The sequence below is a fragment of the Ekhidna sp. genome (genome assembly GCF_965221965.1).
Classification (GTDB): Bacteria; Bacteroidota; Bacteroidia; order Cytophagales; family Cyclobacteriaceae; genus Ekhidna.
The window spans coordinates 2,377,622-2,392,166 of record NZ_OZ244926.1 but is presented as its reverse complement, the minus strand read 5'-3'; the positions used below and the strand labels follow the sequence as shown (position 1 = coordinate 2,392,166).

Genomic DNA, 14,545 nt, shown 5'->3' with positions numbered 1-14,545 from the left:
TGTTTAAGTATATTTAAGCCATGTCTCATCCCGACTTCAAATTTCTACCTAACCTCCGTGATCATCTGTTCGAGGTTGTTTTTGGTACGGAAACACGTGCAGGTAAGCTTTTTGATATAGTATTGCTTTGGGCGATTGTACTGAGTGTATTGGCTGTAATGCTGGAGAGTGTTACTGAAATCAGGCAAAGTTTCGGAGATGTTTTTTTAATCCTTGAATGGACCTTTACTGTTCTTTTCACGATAGAGTATCTGTTACGGCTTTTTATTACGGCAAAGCCAGGTAGATATGCTTTTAGCTTCTTTGGGATCATTGATTTGCTGGCAACTGTGCCCACTTATCTAACCTTATTTGTTGCTGGTGGTAGCTACCTGGTGGTGATTCGTTCTATCCGTTTACTTCGAATTTTTCGAATTCTTAAGCTCGGTCGATACCTCCGGGAAGCTTCCGTGCTGTCGAGTGCACTTGTGGCAAGTCGTCATAAGATTTTCGTTTTTTTAGGTGCTGTATTCACTTTGGTCATGATCATGGGCACATTGATGTACATGATTGAGGGGGGTGAGAGTGGCTTTACCAGTATTCCACGGAGTATTTACTGGGCCATCGTAACCATCACCACGGTAGGTTATGGTGATATAGCACCTCAAACGGTTACAGGGCAGGCTGTCGCATCCATGCTGATGCTAATGGGCTATGCAATAATAGCGGTACCTACTGGAATTGTGACATCAGAAATAGCACAAGCGGAGAAGAATAAGAAAACAGAAGAATCAAATGTTCGGCAATGCGTGGCATGCGGTAAAAAAGGTCACGATGAAGATGCCATCTACTGTAAGAATTGCTCAGCTAAGCTTTAGGCAGAAGGTTTGTTTCTGAATGTTCTCACTACCAACCAGATAATGACAATGGAAAAAACAACAATCAGTGTAACGTTAGATACATCTGCCACTGTCAACGAATCAGCCCAATCAGCAAACTTTGTTTCTTTTTCTTCCATTCCTTTTTTTGGCATAAATATAGCATTGATATAATCAACTGACCGAATAGTTTTTGTAACTTACGTATGAAAAATTGTATTAATCTATGAAGTTGATTTTAATCGCTATACTATTTTCGTTTTTTCAATCTCCGGTGACCGTAGTTAAAAACAATGGTGATCAGGTGGTCTTAAATAATCCTGTTTTTTATCAAGACCAAGAGTCCGGAACAAAAGATTCGATTGTCTATTCCTATCGTGGACAGCCCGGAAGTATAAAGATTAGAGAAATAAAGCGAATCAGTTTTAAAGAAACCGTCAGCAAGAAAAAGGGGGTTCCAACATATCGCGTAGTTCTGGTTAGGAACAACAATTCTAAAATCGAAGTTGAATTGGATCTCGTAAAAGTAGAAGGAATAACTTCTGACGGTAAAACTGAATCCATGAACTTTAGTTCTGTCGATAAGATTTCGTTTTAGTCCTGATCATTCTATATTTGCGAACCCAAAATTGCACTCGTAGTTCAACTGGATAGAATACCAGATTTCGGCTCTGGGGGTTGAGGGTTCGAATCCTTCCGAGTGCACATTTAAGCATCTATCAACTGGTAGATGCTTTTTTTATTTGAGATTATTTCAATAAACGCTACAGGAAGGATGAGAACACCGGTTCTAAACCCGTAGGGTTCATGAGGGGCCGAGCGTATGGCTTGGCGAATGAGTAATCCTACCGAGTGCACAAACAAAACAAAAGCCCTCTGACAATCGTCAGGGGGCTTCTTTATTAGCGGTGATTATTTCGATTTTCTTTTAGTTTTTTAGCTCAGCATGACAAGCAAAACAATCACCGTTAATACAGATAAGAAGAATCTAACGTAACTCATAATTGATTTCATTTTGTTGTCATAGGTATGTCCATTGACAAATTAGAAACCCCCAATCGTTTCTTTGAATAGCACAATTAAATCGATGAGTACCTTTATTGGGCTTTTAGAAAGTTCGAAACTCTCCAAAAACTGATCATAAAAAAAGCCTTGATGGAATCCCATCAAGGCCTTAATTAGTTTTCTTTTTTATCTTTTAAGAAAGCACTTCTTTCACTTTCTCTGCTGCGTCTTTCAATACAATAGCAGAGGTTACTTTTAATCCGGATTCTTCAATGATTTTAGCACCTTCTTCTGCATTTGTTCCTTGTAGTCTCACTATGATTGGAACGTTGATGTCTCCAATGTTTTTGTAAGCTTCAACCACACCATTTGCTACTCTGTCACATCGTACAATTCCTCCGAAAATATTGATCAGGATGGCTTTTACATTCGGATCTTTCAGGATAATCCTAAACCCTGCCTCAACCGTTTGAGCATTTGCCCCACCACCTACATCAAGAAAGTTTGCAGGTTCACCACCGGAAAGCTTGATGATATCCATGGTAGCCATTGCCAAGCCGGCACCATTTACCATACACCCGACGTTACCATCTAATTTCACATAGTTCAGCCCGGATTTTCCAGCTTCAACTTCCAACGGATCTTCCTCAGTAAGATCTCTTAGTTCTGCAATGTCTTTGTGTCTGTAAAGTGCATTATCATCGATATTCACTTTTGCATCAACAGCTAGAATTTTATTGTCGGATGTTTTTAGAACCGGGTTGATCTCGAACTGTGAAGCGTCAGTTCCTTCATAAGCTTTGTAGAGGGCGAAAATAAACTTCACCATTCCTTTGAAAGCCTCTCCTTCTAAACCAAGTGCAAATGCCACTTTTCTTGCCTGGAAACCCTGAAGTCCTACAGATGGATCAATCCATTCCTTTACGATTTTATCAGGTGTTTCCTCTGCCACTGTTTCAATGTCCATACCACCTTCAGTGGAAGCCATGATCACATTTTTACCGGTTGCTCTATCAAGTAAGATAGACAGGTAGTATTCCTTCGGATCTGATTCACCAGGATAGTAAACATCCTGGGCAATCAATACTTTGTTTACTTTCTTTCCCTCTGCACCTGTCTGGTGAGTTACTAATGTTCCACCCAGAATATCTTTTGCTTTTGGCCCCACTTCATCCAGGCTTTTAGCCAATACCACACCGTTTGATCCTGTCTCGTTTACCTTTCCCTTACCTCGTCCACCTGCGTGAATTTGAGCCTTGATTACATACCATTCGGTACCTGTCTCTCGATTCAGTTCTTTTGCGGCTTCAATCGCCTTATCTGCAGTATCGGCAACCACACCTTCCTGGATGGTAACGCCGTATGACTTTAAGATTTCTTTGGCTTGGTATTCGTGAATATTCATCTGTTCAGGGGTTTCTTAAATAAGCACTTCGCTACAACTCCAATCTTAGGATTAAGCATCATGCTCATTCATGGAAATAAATTTTCTGCGAAGCTAAATCATCAGGAACGTATAACCAAGTTGAAACCTCTCTGATAGCGTATTTCTGAATGATAAGCATATCTTTGCCGCCATGCTTAAAGCGGAAAATATTCATAAGTCTTACAATGGTCTGGATGTGCTCAAGGGGATCAATCTGGCTATTGATAAAGAGGAAGTTGTGAGCATAGTAGGTGCCTCAGGAGCAGGAAAAAGTACGCTTTTGCATATTCTTGGAACATTGGATTTGCCTGACAAGGGTAAGGTGAGTTTAGACGGGGTAGAAATCTCCTCACTCTCACAGAAAAGAATGTCCAAATTTCGAAATGAAGAGATTGGCTTCATCTTCCAGTTTCATAATTTATTCCCTGAATTCACAGCGATTGAAAATATTTGCATTCCGGCTTACATAAAAGGAGACAGAGGAGCAGAAAAACGAGCGGAAGAGTTACTGAGGGTTTTGAATCTGATTGATAGAAAGGATCATAAGCCGTCAGAGCTTTCGGGAGGTGAGCAACAACGTGTGTCTGTTGCACGTGCTCTCATTAATGACCCATCCATCATATTTGCCGATGAGCCCAGCGGTAATCTGGATTCTCAAAGTGCGGATGAGTTACACAAACTTTTTTTTGATCTGAGAAACAAAATGGGACAAACTTTTGTCATAGTGACTCATAATATGGAGCTCGCAGGCATGGCAGATCGAAAGCTTGAGATTAAGGACGGAATCATAACTTCTTGATAGGTATTGAGTCAGGGAGTTAAATACATGTTATTTGCTTCATTCACTTTCACTATCATGAAAGTATGTGTGAAATTGGTGCCACATATTCCGGCCATCGAAATCATCCTTTTTCGTTCCATTATTTCATTGGTTATAAGTATTCTATTCCTGAGTAAACAACGTGTCAATATTTGGGGGAATAATAAGAAATACCTGATTGGCAGGGGAGTGGCCGGAGCGTTTGCTTTGGTTATATATTTTAGTTTACTGCAACAGATTCCACTTGCCACCGCCTCAACGCTGCAATATCTCGCTCCGATATTCACGGCCGTTTTAGGTATTTTCATCGTAGGTGAAAAAGTAAGAAATATACAATGGCTCTTCTTTGCTCTGAGCTTTGCCGGAATTTTAATTATTCAGGGATTTGATCCTCGAATTTCTTTTGTCCACCTGGTTATGGGTATTACAGCTTCTCTCTTCATGGGACTCGCTTACAACTTCATACGAAAGTTGAAAACGAGTGAGCATCCGTTGGTAATTATCTTCTACTTCCCACTGATCATGCTTCCGATTTCGGCCGTATGGTCTTCATTCGTATGGGTTCAACCGGTCGGCTATGATTGGTTGATTCTAATCATGGTGGGTATTACCACACAAATAGCTCAGTTTTTGATGACCAAAGCGTATCAAAAAGAGGAGCTTAACAAAGTATCTATTCTTACTTACATCGGCATTATCTATTCACTTGCATTCGGCTTTATCATTTTTGATGAGACCTACAATCTGGTAACATATGGAGGTATGGCACTTGTGCTAACAGGTGTCATTTTGAATGTTGTCTGGAAGAAACAGACTGCTTGATTTTGATAGTCCCTTCTGCTTAATTTGCACTCCAAAATCTAACATAGAACATCATGGGACGAGCGTTTGAATATAGGCGTGCAGCCAAAGAAAAGCGATGGGACAAAATGAGCAAAGTGTTCCCCAAGCTGGCAAAAGCCATAACTGTGGCTGTGAAAGAAGGAGGAGAGGATCCGGAAATGAACGCCAAGCTTCGTACAGCTATTCAAAATGCCAAGGCGGAGAACATGCCGAAGGATAATATCGAGAATGCGATCAAACGTGCTTCAGGAAAAGATGTAGATGAAATTCATGAGGTAACATACGAAGGCAAGGGCCCACATGGGGTTTTGGTTTTTGTTGAGGCGGCCACCGATAATACAACCCGTACCGTAGCGAACGTGAAATCATATTTCAATAAGGCTGGTGGCAGCTTTGTTCCCTCCGGATCACTTGAATTTATGTTTGACAGGAAAGCCGTTTTTGAATTTGAAAAAATGGAAGGGATGGACAGGGAAGAACTCGAACTGTCGCTGATTGATGGTGGCCTGGAGGAGCTGGAAGAAAATGAAGGTGTGTTTTATGCCTATGCAGATTATACTCAGTTTGGAGCAATGAGCAAAGTTTTGGAGGATTTGGGCATTGAGGTTAAGAAAGCGACACTTAAGCGGATTTCAAACAACCCTGTAGAGTTTTCAGAAGAAGAATTGGAAGAAATTGAAAAGATGCTCGATAAAATTGAGGATGATGATGATGTGCAGGCGGTTTATACCAATATCGCTTAAATGTTATTGATATTATCAAAACAAGAAAGGGACTCAATCGAGTCCCTTTTTTTGTGAATTATGTTCTACTTATGCAAGCTTAGCAATCAAATCTGCAGCTCTGTTTGAGTAGCCAGCCTCATTATCATACCAGCCGACAACCTTCACAAGATTGCCCTGGCAAGAAGTCAATTTCGCATCAAAGATGTTTGAGTGAGGGTTCCCTACGATATCGATTGATACTATTGGATCCTCTGTGTACTCAAGGATGCCTTTCATAGGACCTTCTGCAGCTGCTTTCATTGCTGCATTCACTTCCTCGGCAGTTACATCTCTGCTTACCGTACACGTAAGGTCAGTTAATGAACCGGTAGGTGTTGGTACTCGCATCGCGATACCATCTAGTTTTCCATTCAGGTGAGGAAGAACTAAACCAACAGCTTTTGCTGCTCCTGTAGAAGTTGGGATAATGGAAACGGCTGCTGCACGTGCCCTTCTCAAATCCTTATGAGGAGCATCCTGAATTCTTTGATCAGCTGTGTAAGCATGCACAGTGGTGATATAACCTTTCTCCAGGCCAAAGGCATCATCAAGAACCTTAGCCATCGGAGCAAGGCAGTTTGTGGTGCATGATGCATTTGAAAGAATCGTTTCATCTCCGGTAAGGATATCATCATTCACTCCCAAAACGACTGTTGGGATGTTGCCTTTTGCTGGTGCTGAAATCACAACCTTTTTTGCGCCAGCTTTAATGTGCTTTCCAGATCCAGCTTCGTCAACGAAAATGCCGGTAGATTCTAATACGATTTCTACTCCCAAGTCGCCCCATGGTAAGTTTTCAGGATCTCTTTCTGCATAAACCGGAATGGCTTTCCCATTCACAATGATATTTTTATCATCAGCTTCTACAGTTCCCGGGAATCGTCCATGATTCGAATCGTATTTTAAAAGGTGAGCCAAAGTATGCGTATCAGTAAGGTCATTGATCGCAACTACATCTACATTGTTTTTTTCAAGGAGCGCTCGGAAACTAAGTCTACCGATACGTCCAAATCCGTTAATACCAATTTTCGTCGACATGTGATCTTGCTTTGATTTTTGAGGTGCAAAAGTAAACCTACTTTTTGAGGTAATCAATTTTAATCCAATACCTCCTTTCAAAGGCTAAGAAGAACCTTTCATATTAAATATCTTCATTCTGTACTTTCTTATGACTATTATGCGTTTTGATAAAAACCTATTTAACTAAAAATGAAAAAATTTAAGAACCTATCTATCATGTTTGTTGCCATGATCGTGTTCATGTCGTCATGTGCACCTTCTGGTGATGGTGGGAATAGTGATGAGCTTTCCCTTGATTATGAAAAGTTTACGCTTGATAATGGACTGGATGTAGTTCTTCATCAGGATGAATCGGATCCGATTGTGGCAGTTTCTATTTTGGTTCATGTCGGCTCAAACAGAGAAAAGCCAGGGAGAACCGGTTTTGCTCACTTCTTTGAGCATATGCTTTTCCAACGTTCAGAAAACGTTCCTGATGGTGGATTTTTTAAGAATATCAACGAATGGGGCGGAACCTTCAATGGCGGAACATGGACAGACGGAACCATATACTACGAAGTGGTGCCTAAAGATGCGTTAGAAAAAGTATTGTGGATGGAGTCCGACAGAATGGGCTTCTTTATCAATGCCGTCTCTCTTGCCAGTCTGGAAGGAGAAAAACCAGTTGTACAGAACGAAAAGAGACAAAGAGTTGATAATCAACCCTATGGACATACTCAGAGCGTGATTTTAAAGGCAATGTACCCCGAAGGTCACCCATATAACTGGACAGTTATTGGTGAGTTGGAAGATCTTCAGAATGCGACACTGGAAGATGTGAAAGATTTTTATGAGCAGTGGTATGGACCAAACAATGCTACATTAGTCATCGCTGGAGATATTAATAAAGAAGAAGTCAAGCAAATGGTTGATAAGTACTTTGGTGAAATTCCTTCCAGAGGGATAGATACACCAATGGACCCTCAACCTGTTACTTTGGATGAAACCAAGACCTTTTACTATGAGGATAATTTTGCTCAATTACCTGAATTAAGAATGACTTATCCTACGGTTGAGCAGTATCATCCTGATCAATGGGCGCTAGATGTTTTAGGTCAGATCCTTGATGATGGTAAACGAGCACCGCTCTACAAGGCAATCGTGGAAGAAGCAAAGGTTGCGCCTGATGTATCTACTTACAATAGCTCAAATGAACTTGCCGGTACATTTACTGTGCGTGTTAGAGCAAATGCAGGGACAGATCTTGATTCTGTACGAACAGTGATCAATCAAACATTCTCGAAATTTGATAAGGAAGGTTTTGATATCAAGGATTTAGAAAGAATCAAAGCTGGTCTCGAGACTAATTTTTACAATGGCATTAGCAGTGTTCTTGGAAAAGCGTTTCAGCTGGCTAGTTACAATGAATATGCAGGAGATCCAGGTTTTATTGAAAAGGATATCGCGAACATTAAAGCGGTAACACAGGACGATGTGATGCGGGTATTTAGGAAGTACATTCTCAACAAGAATCACGTTGTTACAAACTTTGTTCCTAAAGGGGCGGCTGATCTAGCTATGGAAGGAGCTGCAATGGCTGATATCAAAGAGGAAGGAATAAATGAATATGGTCAAAGTGAAGTGATTGAAGAAGAAGGTGATTTTACAATCGTAAAAACTGAGTCTTCTTTTGACCGATCTAAGGAACCAGCTTTTGGAGAAGAACCATTGGTTACACCGCCAGCTATTTGGACAGCTCAGACCGAAAACGGTATAGATGTTTATGGGGTTGAGGCAAATGAGCTTCCGCTTGTTAACTTTTCTATGCGAATTATGGGTGGTCATTACCTTGACAATATGGACAAGGTTGGAGTTGCCAACCTTATGACTGATATCATGATGGAGGGAACGGCAAATAAAACTCCGGAAGAATTGGAAGATGCCATTGGTCAGTTGGGTGCTAATCTCAACATGTTTACAGCAGATGAGTATATCCAGGTTTCAGGGAATTGTCTATCCAGAAACTTTGAAGCAACCATGGAGCTTGTTCAGGAAATCCTTTTAGAGCCTCGATGGGATGAAAAAGAGTTTGATCGCATTATCAATCAAACCCTTCAATCCATCAAGCAGCGAGAGACGAATCCAAATTCTATTGCTACTGTGGTGATGGATAGAAAATTGTATGGTGAAAATCACATTCTTGGACATCCATCTATAGGCTATGAAGATCACGTAAGCAGTATTACGATTGATGATCTGAAAAACTTCTATAACAACTATTTTGCTCCGAATGTGACCAATTATCATGTTGCTGGAAATGTTACTCAGGAAAGAGCGATCCAAGCACTTGGAAGACTGAGAACAGAGTGGGGGCAAAAGGAAATCACCATGCCTTCTTATGAGGTGCCTCCAGTTCCAAGTGAACCTGAAGTTTACTTTGTAGACGTTCCTAATGCTAAACAATCCGTCATTAGAATCGCTCGATTGACAGTACCTTCCGATGATCCGGCATACAATGAGATCATGGTTGCAAATGACCGATTGGGTGATGGCTCTTCAGGTAGACTCTTCCAGATTCTACGTGAAGAAAAACAATATACTTACGGAGCATACTCATTCCCTGGTAGAAACTCGATGACACCAGGTACTTTTACGGCTTTCTCCAGTGTGAAGTCCTCCACAACCAAAGATGCACTTGATACATTCAAGGATGTCATTGGAAACTATGCAGAAACTTACACCGAGGAGGATCTGACTAAGACAAAGACTTCCATGATCAAGGAGAATGCAAGAAACTTTGAGACTTTATTTAACCTTTTGGGAATCCTACACAACATCAGTACGTATGGGCTTCCCCAGGATTATATTGATCAGGAGCAAAAAACAGTGACCAGTGCTACTATTGAGAGTATTCAGGCGACTGCAGATGAATACTTTGATTTAAGCAATTACATATTTGTCATTGTAGGTGACAAGGCAACACAGTATGATCAGCTCAGAGTTGATGGTCCTGGAGACCCGGTACTTGTTGATAAATATGGAAATGAAGAAGGAGTGATGTAATTACTTTTTTAGTTAAAATAAATCTGAAACCCGTTTGGCAAAATGCTGAACGGGTTTTCTTTGTGTTTTAGAATAGAAGGCAGCATGTTTGAAAACCTGAATTTTCCCATTTCTCTTGATGAAGATCGATTTGATACATGGCTCACTGAGGGCAGAGAGAGTCCAATCAGGTATGACTATCTGGTGGTCTTGTGGGATGAAATGGAAAAGGATTACCGTCCGGTCTATGTATCTAATCGTCAGGAGATGAGTAACTACCTGGATGACCCGAGCAAAGTGAGCGTGGTATTTGTGGCTGGTTACGATCTCTTTTCAGAGAGTAAGATTTTATAGTGTCATTCCGATTTCGAATCTACGGTTCTCATCCGCTACCCAATACAAACAAAAAACCCTGATAAATCAGGGTTTAGTTATGAGGCGCTGAGCGGATTATTCATACGCGCAAGTCATGCGCACACCCCCTCATGAAACCTTCGGTTTTCGAACCTACGGTTCTCATCCGCATAAAGCATAAAAAAAGCAACCCTTAAAGGTTGCTTATCTTGAGGCGCTGAGCGGATTCGAACCGCTGTAAAAGGTTTTGCAGACCTCTGCCTAGCCACTCGGCCACAGCGCCATTAAATATGATTGCAAAAGTATAAAAAACGAGTCACCAACCATTGGTCGGTGACTCGTAAATAGATTATTAGTCTTCTTTTTCTTCCTCTTTCTTGGTTTTCGCTTTAGTCGTCTTTTTTGCTGACGATTTTCCAGCGTCTTCCATTTTGTCCTTCAATGCAGAGAGGGCATCCAGGTCACCAAGCGTAGACTTCTCAACTTCTTTGTTGATCTTATCTAGCGTATTGCCTTTCTTACCTCCACCAGACTTCTTAGCAGAAGCTGCTTTAGGCTGCTCGGCATCTTTGTCCCATACAGAAGTGTGTGAAAGAACAATTCTCTTATCATCTTTTGAGAAGTCAAGCACTTTAAACTCAAGTGTTTCTCCCTCAGCAGCGTTTGTTCCATCTTCTTTCTTAAGGTTCTTAGGTAATACCTGACCCTCAAGTCCGTAAGGAAGCTCCACTGTTGCGTTCTTATCGCCTACACTTGTAATTGTGCATTTATGAGTTGATCCTTTGGTAAATACAGTTTCGAATGTATCCCATGGATTCTCCTCAAGGTGCTTGTGGCTAAGAGCAAGTCTTCTGTTCTCAACGTCAAGCTCCATTACTTTCACTTCAAGCTCATCACCAACTTTTACAAACTCTGATGGGTGCTTGATTTTTTTCGTCCATGAAAGGTCTGAAACGTGAACCAACCCATCGATACCTTCTTCAAGTTCAATGAACAAGCCGAAGTTGGTAAGGTTACGTACGGTTCCTTTATGCTCTGTACCGATCGCGTACTTAGTCAGTACATCTTGTTTTGTCCATGGATCTTCAGTAAGCTGCTTGATACCAACAGACATTTTTCTTTCTTCTCTATCGATTGTCAAAACAACCGCTTCGATCTCATCTCCAACATTGATGAAATCAGACGGATTTCTCAAGTGCTGAGACCATGACATTTCAGAAACGTGGATCAATCCTTCTACTCCAGGAATGATTTCAAGGAATGCTCCATAATCAGCTACATTCACAATCTTACCTTTCACTTTAGATCCAACGTCGATATCCTTATCCAGTGAATCCCATGGATGATCAGTAAGCTGCTTCATACCTAGTGAGATTCGCTGTTTGTTGTCGTCGAAATCCAACACAACAACATTTACTTTCTCGTCTAGTGATAGCACTTCTTCCGGATGGTTGATTCGTCCCCAGCTGATGTCTGTAATGTGAAGTAGACCGTCCACACCACCAAGGTCGATGAATACACCGAAGTTGGTCATGTTCTTGATCACTCCTTCCAGTACCTGACCTTTTTCCAAGTTGTTCAGGATTTCAGCTTTTTGCTCTTCAAGGTCTTTCTCGATTAGTACTTTGTGTGAAACAACTACGTTATCGTTGGTGTAGTTGATCTTCACAACTTTCACCTCCATAGACTTTCCAACGAATACGTCAAAGTCTCTGATAGGCTTCACATCGATTTGTGAACCAGGAAGGAAAGCTTCAACACCATACACATCTACGATCAGACCTCCTTTGGTTCTTCTCTTTACGAATCCTTCGATAACAGAATCATTGTCAAGCGCACTTTGGATAGATTCCCATGCTTTAACAATCTTCGCTTTTCTTCTAGAAAGAACAAGTTGCCCGTTCGCATTCTCTTGCTCCTCTATATAAACCTGTACTTCGTCTCCTGCTTTCAGATTTGGCATATCTCTGAATTCTGATAGAGAGACCAGGCCGTCGGACTTGAAGCCGATGTTTACGATCACTTCTCTGTCAGTAACACCTACTACTGTACCGGTAATTAATTCTTTTTCAGTGATTTCTGTGAGAGTATCTTCATAAAGCTTCTCCATAGCCTTACGATCTTCTTCAGAATACTCATCTTCAAAGCCTCCCTCTGAGTCGAAATCGAAATCATCATTTTGTGGTTCGATTTCAGGAGTCTTCTTTTCAGCGACTTTTTTCTCAGCTTTAGGCTCTTCTTTTTTCTCCTCTTCCTTCTCAGCCTTAGACTCCTCAGCTTTCGCTGCTTTCTCCTCCTTCAATTCTTCTTTCTTAGTTTCTGCTTTCGCTTCTTCTTTTTTCTCAGCTTTTGCTTTGGTTTCTTTCTTCGCAGTTGTTTTGGAAGCTTTCTTTTCGTCTTTTACTTCCTCTTTTTTGTCATCTGCTTTTTTGGTTGCTGCCTTTTTTGTTGTGGTTTTTTTAGCAGCAGTTGCTTTTGCTTTGGTTTCTTTTTCCTCCGCTTTAGCAGTTTCTTCTTTTTTTGCCATAATAAAAAATGACTCCCGTTTGGTACACTGTGTCAGTTGGAGTCAGCACTGACCAGCATTTTGGTTTAAACATTCTCTGACGATTTTCGTCAAGAGCCTTCCTTTTGGAAGGGAGCGCAAATTTAGGGAATTTGATTTATAAAACCATTGATAGGCTTAACTTTAAAGCTTAATTCTAAACCATGTCAATCTGATGAAGTACGCATATCTATTCATACTGGTGTTTTCAATATTGTCCTGTCAAAAGCCTGAACCTGAATTGGCAGCAGACACTATCTACTTCAATGGGCCTATCTACACCATGGATGATGCCAATCCGAATGCGGAGGCAGTGGCGATTAAAGCAGATACTTTTCTATATGTAGGCACAAAAGAGGGTGCGGATGCATTTATCGGAAAAGAGACACGAGTTGTAGATCTTAATGGACAGACAGTAATTCCGGGATTGACAGAAGGTCACGCCCATATAATGGGGGTGGGATACAATTTATTAAATGTGGATTTACGTGAAGCAAAGAGCTATGCAGAAGTTGTGAGCATGGTGGCTGAAAGAGCTGCGAATACTCCAGAAGGAACCTGGATTACCGGTAGAGGATGGCATCAGGATAAATGGACGGAAAAGCCGGAAATGACCAATGGGTTTCCAACTCATGACTTATTAAGTGAGGCTGTTCCTAATCATCCTGTCTATTTGAAGCATGCAAGCGGGCATGCTGCACTGGCAAATGCCAAAGCTATGAAGGTTGCTGGAGTAGATGGGAGTACGCCACAACCTGATGGAGGCGAGATATTTATGAGCGTAAGTGGGGAACCAACAGGAATTTTTAATGAGACAGCTCAAGGTCTAATCACTAAAGAGATACCTGATGCAACAAAAGAAAGTGATCAACAAGCATTAAAACTGGCTCTTGAGCAGTGTTTTAAGTATGGTATTACAGGGTTTCATCAGGCAGGTTCGGGTTGGGATCATATTAACCTCTTTAAAGAGTTTGCCGAACATGGTGATTTGAAGCTGAGGCTCTATGTAATGCTGAATGGTAGAGATCAGGATTTGCTGGATGAGTATTTCAAAAACGGCATTGAAGAAGATATTTATAACAATCAATTAACCATTCGATCGGTGAAGCTTTACGCGGATGGTGCCTTGGGCTCACGTGGTGCATGGCTGCTTGAAGAATATTCTGATGCGCCTGGTGTGCATGGGCACAACGTGATGCCAATGGAGGATATTGAAGTGATCACAGCTGAAGCATATAAGGCAGGGTTTCAGGTGTGCATACACGCTATAGGAGATCGAGCGAACAGAGAGGTCTTGGATATTTATGAACGGACATTCAGGCTTTACCCTGAGAGTGCACCGAAAGAACCAAGATTTAGAATTGAACATGCTCAACACTTTCATCCTGATGATATCCCACGATTTGCTGAAATGGGCGTGATTCCTTCCATGCAGGCGATCCACATGGCCTCTGATAGACCCTGGGCCATAGACAGATTAGGGCAACAGCGAATTGAATGGGGCGCGTACATGTGGCAAACGTTGTTGCAGTCAGGAGCGCGAATTGTAAATGGAACGGATGCGCCAGTAGAGCCCATTACACCATTGGCTAGTTTTTATGCTTCAGTGAGTAGAAGGACATTGGAAGGGAATCCAGAGGGTGGCTATGAGCCTTCAGAAAAAATGACAAGAGAACAAGCTCTTCGCTCTTATACATTAGATGCTGCATATGCTGCTTTTAGAGAAGACCGAAAGGGAAGCATTGAAGTTGGAAAGTGGGCTGACCTTACCATTCTTGATAAAGACATCATGACCATTCCGGAAGATGAAATTTTGGATACCAAAGTAACCATGACGGTTATTGGTGGCGAGGTGGTCTACCAGGAATAAAGCACGTGTACACCATTTGT

12 protein-coding genes and 2 tRNA genes are annotated in these 14,545 nt (G+C 41.4%); 9 read left to right on the top strand and 5 right to left on the bottom strand.

Annotated elements, in window-relative coordinates:
* Positions 1-20 precede the first annotated feature (20 nt).
* A complete protein-coding gene (locus ACOQON_RS11390) occupies positions 21-857 on the top strand; it encodes an ion transporter (protein WP_420575537.1) in 837 nt (278 codons plus the stop codon).
* Here ACOQON_RS11390 and ACOQON_RS11385 read toward each other — a convergent pair.
* Positions 854-1,012 (bottom strand): hypothetical protein, encoded by a 159-nt coding sequence (locus ACOQON_RS11385; RefSeq protein WP_420575536.1) that lies wholly within the window; start codon positions 1,010-1,012, stop codon positions 854-856. The genes ACOQON_RS11390 and ACOQON_RS11385 overlap by 4 nt on opposite strands.
* 71 nt (positions 1,013-1,083) lie before the next feature.
* Here ACOQON_RS11385 and ACOQON_RS11380 point away from each other — a divergent pair, with 71 nt between their 5' ends.
* Positions 1,084-1,455 (top strand): hypothetical protein, encoded by a 372-nt coding sequence (locus ACOQON_RS11380; RefSeq protein WP_420575535.1) that lies wholly within the window; start codon positions 1,084-1,086, stop codon positions 1,453-1,455.
* A 33-nt stretch (positions 1,456-1,488) separates the two neighbouring features.
* Positions 1,489-1,562 (top strand) — tRNA-Arg (locus ACOQON_RS11375).
* A 493-nt stretch (positions 1,563-2,055) separates the two neighbouring features.
* Here ACOQON_RS11375 and sucC read toward each other — a convergent pair.
* A complete protein-coding gene (sucC, locus tag ACOQON_RS11370) occupies positions 2,056-3,267 on the bottom strand; it encodes an ADP-forming succinate--CoA ligase subunit beta (RefSeq protein ID WP_420575534.1) in 1,212 nt (403 codons plus the stop codon).
* Between the two features lie 172 nt (positions 3,268-3,439).
* On the opposite strand from sucC, the gene ACOQON_RS11365 reads away from it, so the two are divergent.
* The 3 genes from ACOQON_RS11365 to ACOQON_RS11355 are packed head-to-tail and all read left to right on the top strand — an operon-like array spanning position 3,440 to position 5,694.
* The gene (locus ACOQON_RS11365) at positions 3,440-4,087 is read left to right on the top strand and encodes an ABC transporter ATP-binding protein (RefSeq protein ID WP_420575533.1); all 648 of its coding nucleotides are present in this window, start codon (positions 3,440-3,442) and stop codon (positions 4,085-4,087) included.
* A 57-nt stretch (positions 4,088-4,144) separates the two neighbouring features.
* A complete protein-coding gene (locus ACOQON_RS11360) occupies positions 4,145-4,930 on the top strand; it encodes a DMT family transporter (protein WP_420575532.1) in 786 nt (261 codons plus the stop codon).
* A gap of 53 nt (positions 4,931-4,983) precedes the next feature.
* A complete protein-coding gene (locus tag ACOQON_RS11355; RefSeq protein WP_420575531.1) occupies positions 4,984-5,694 on the top strand; it encodes a YebC/PmpR family DNA-binding transcriptional regulator in 711 nt (236 codons plus the stop codon).
* Positions 5,695-5,763: 69 nt separating this feature from the next.
* Here the strand turns inward: ACOQON_RS11355 and gap are convergent, their stop codons facing one another.
* On the bottom strand, positions 5,764-6,753 hold the full coding sequence (gap, locus tag ACOQON_RS11350) for a type I glyceraldehyde-3-phosphate dehydrogenase (protein WP_420575530.1): 990 nt from the start codon (positions 6,751-6,753) through the stop codon (positions 5,764-5,766).
* A gap of 171 nt (positions 6,754-6,924) precedes the next feature.
* Between gap and ACOQON_RS11345 the strand changes: the two genes are divergently transcribed.
* Both ACOQON_RS11345 and ACOQON_RS11340 read left to right on the top strand, forming a co-directional pair.
* Positions 6,925-9,777 (top strand): M16 family metallopeptidase, encoded by a 2,853-nt coding sequence (locus ACOQON_RS11345; protein ID WP_420575529.1) that lies wholly within the window; start codon positions 6,925-6,927, stop codon positions 9,775-9,777.
* An 84-nt stretch (positions 9,778-9,861) separates the two neighbouring features.
* A complete protein-coding gene (locus tag ACOQON_RS11340) occupies positions 9,862-10,110 on the top strand; it encodes a hypothetical protein (protein ID WP_420575528.1) in 249 nt (82 codons plus the stop codon).
* 212 nt (positions 10,111-10,322) lie between these two features.
* Here the strand turns inward: ACOQON_RS11340 and ACOQON_RS11335 are convergent.
* Positions 10,323-10,393: transfer RNA gene (locus ACOQON_RS11335), tRNA-Cys, on the bottom strand.
* A 69-nt stretch (positions 10,394-10,462) separates the two neighbouring features.
* Complete coding sequence (gene rpsA, locus ACOQON_RS11330; protein ID WP_420575527.1) at positions 10,463-12,637, bottom strand: 30S ribosomal protein S1; 2,175 nt, start codon at positions 12,635-12,637, stop codon at positions 10,463-10,465.
* A gap of 193 nt (positions 12,638-12,830) precedes the next feature.
* Here rpsA and ACOQON_RS11325 point away from each other — a divergent pair, with 193 nt between their 5' ends.
* Positions 12,831-14,525 (top strand): amidohydrolase, encoded by a 1,695-nt coding sequence (locus ACOQON_RS11325; protein ID WP_420575526.1) that lies wholly within the window; start codon positions 12,831-12,833, stop codon positions 14,523-14,525.
* Positions 14,526-14,545: the final 20 nt, after the last annotated feature.

Excerpts from the sequence above, each read along its gene's own strand:
- ACOQON_RS11390 (WP_420575537.1), top strand. The coding sequence starts at position 21 with ATGTCTCATCCCGACTTCAAATTTCTACCTAACCTCCGTGATCATCTG.
- ACOQON_RS11385 (WP_420575536.1), bottom strand. The coding sequence starts at position 1,012 with ATGCCAAAAAAAGGAATGGAAGAAAAAGAAACAAAGTTTGCTGATTGG.
- ACOQON_RS11380 (WP_420575535.1), top strand. The coding sequence starts at position 1,084 with ATGAAGTTGATTTTAATCGCTATACTATTTTCGTTTTTTCAATCTCCG.
- sucC (WP_420575534.1), bottom strand. The coding sequence starts at position 3,267 with ATGAATATTCACGAATACCAAGCCAAAGAAATCTTAAAGTCATACGGC.
- ACOQON_RS11365 (WP_420575533.1), top strand. The coding sequence starts at position 3,440 with ATGCTTAAAGCGGAAAATATTCATAAGTCTTACAATGGTCTGGATGTG.
- ACOQON_RS11360 (WP_420575532.1), top strand. The coding sequence starts at position 4,145 with ATGAAAGTATGTGTGAAATTGGTGCCACATATTCCGGCCATCGAAATC.
- ACOQON_RS11355 (WP_420575531.1), top strand. The coding sequence starts at position 4,984 with ATGGGACGAGCGTTTGAATATAGGCGTGCAGCCAAAGAAAAGCGATGG.
- gap (WP_420575530.1), bottom strand. The coding sequence starts at position 6,753 with ATGTCGACGAAAATTGGTATTAACGGATTTGGACGTATCGGTAGACTT.
- ACOQON_RS11345 (WP_420575529.1), top strand. The coding sequence starts at position 6,925 with ATGAAAAAATTTAAGAACCTATCTATCATGTTTGTTGCCATGATCGTG.
- ACOQON_RS11340 (WP_420575528.1), top strand. The coding sequence starts at position 9,862 with ATGTTTGAAAACCTGAATTTTCCCATTTCTCTTGATGAAGATCGATTT.
- rpsA (WP_420575527.1), bottom strand. The coding sequence starts at position 12,637 with ATGGCAAAAAAAGAAGAAACTGCTAAAGCGGAGGAAAAAGAAACCAAA.
- ACOQON_RS11325 (WP_420575526.1), top strand. The coding sequence starts at position 12,831 with ATGAAGTACGCATATCTATTCATACTGGTGTTTTCAATATTGTCCTGT.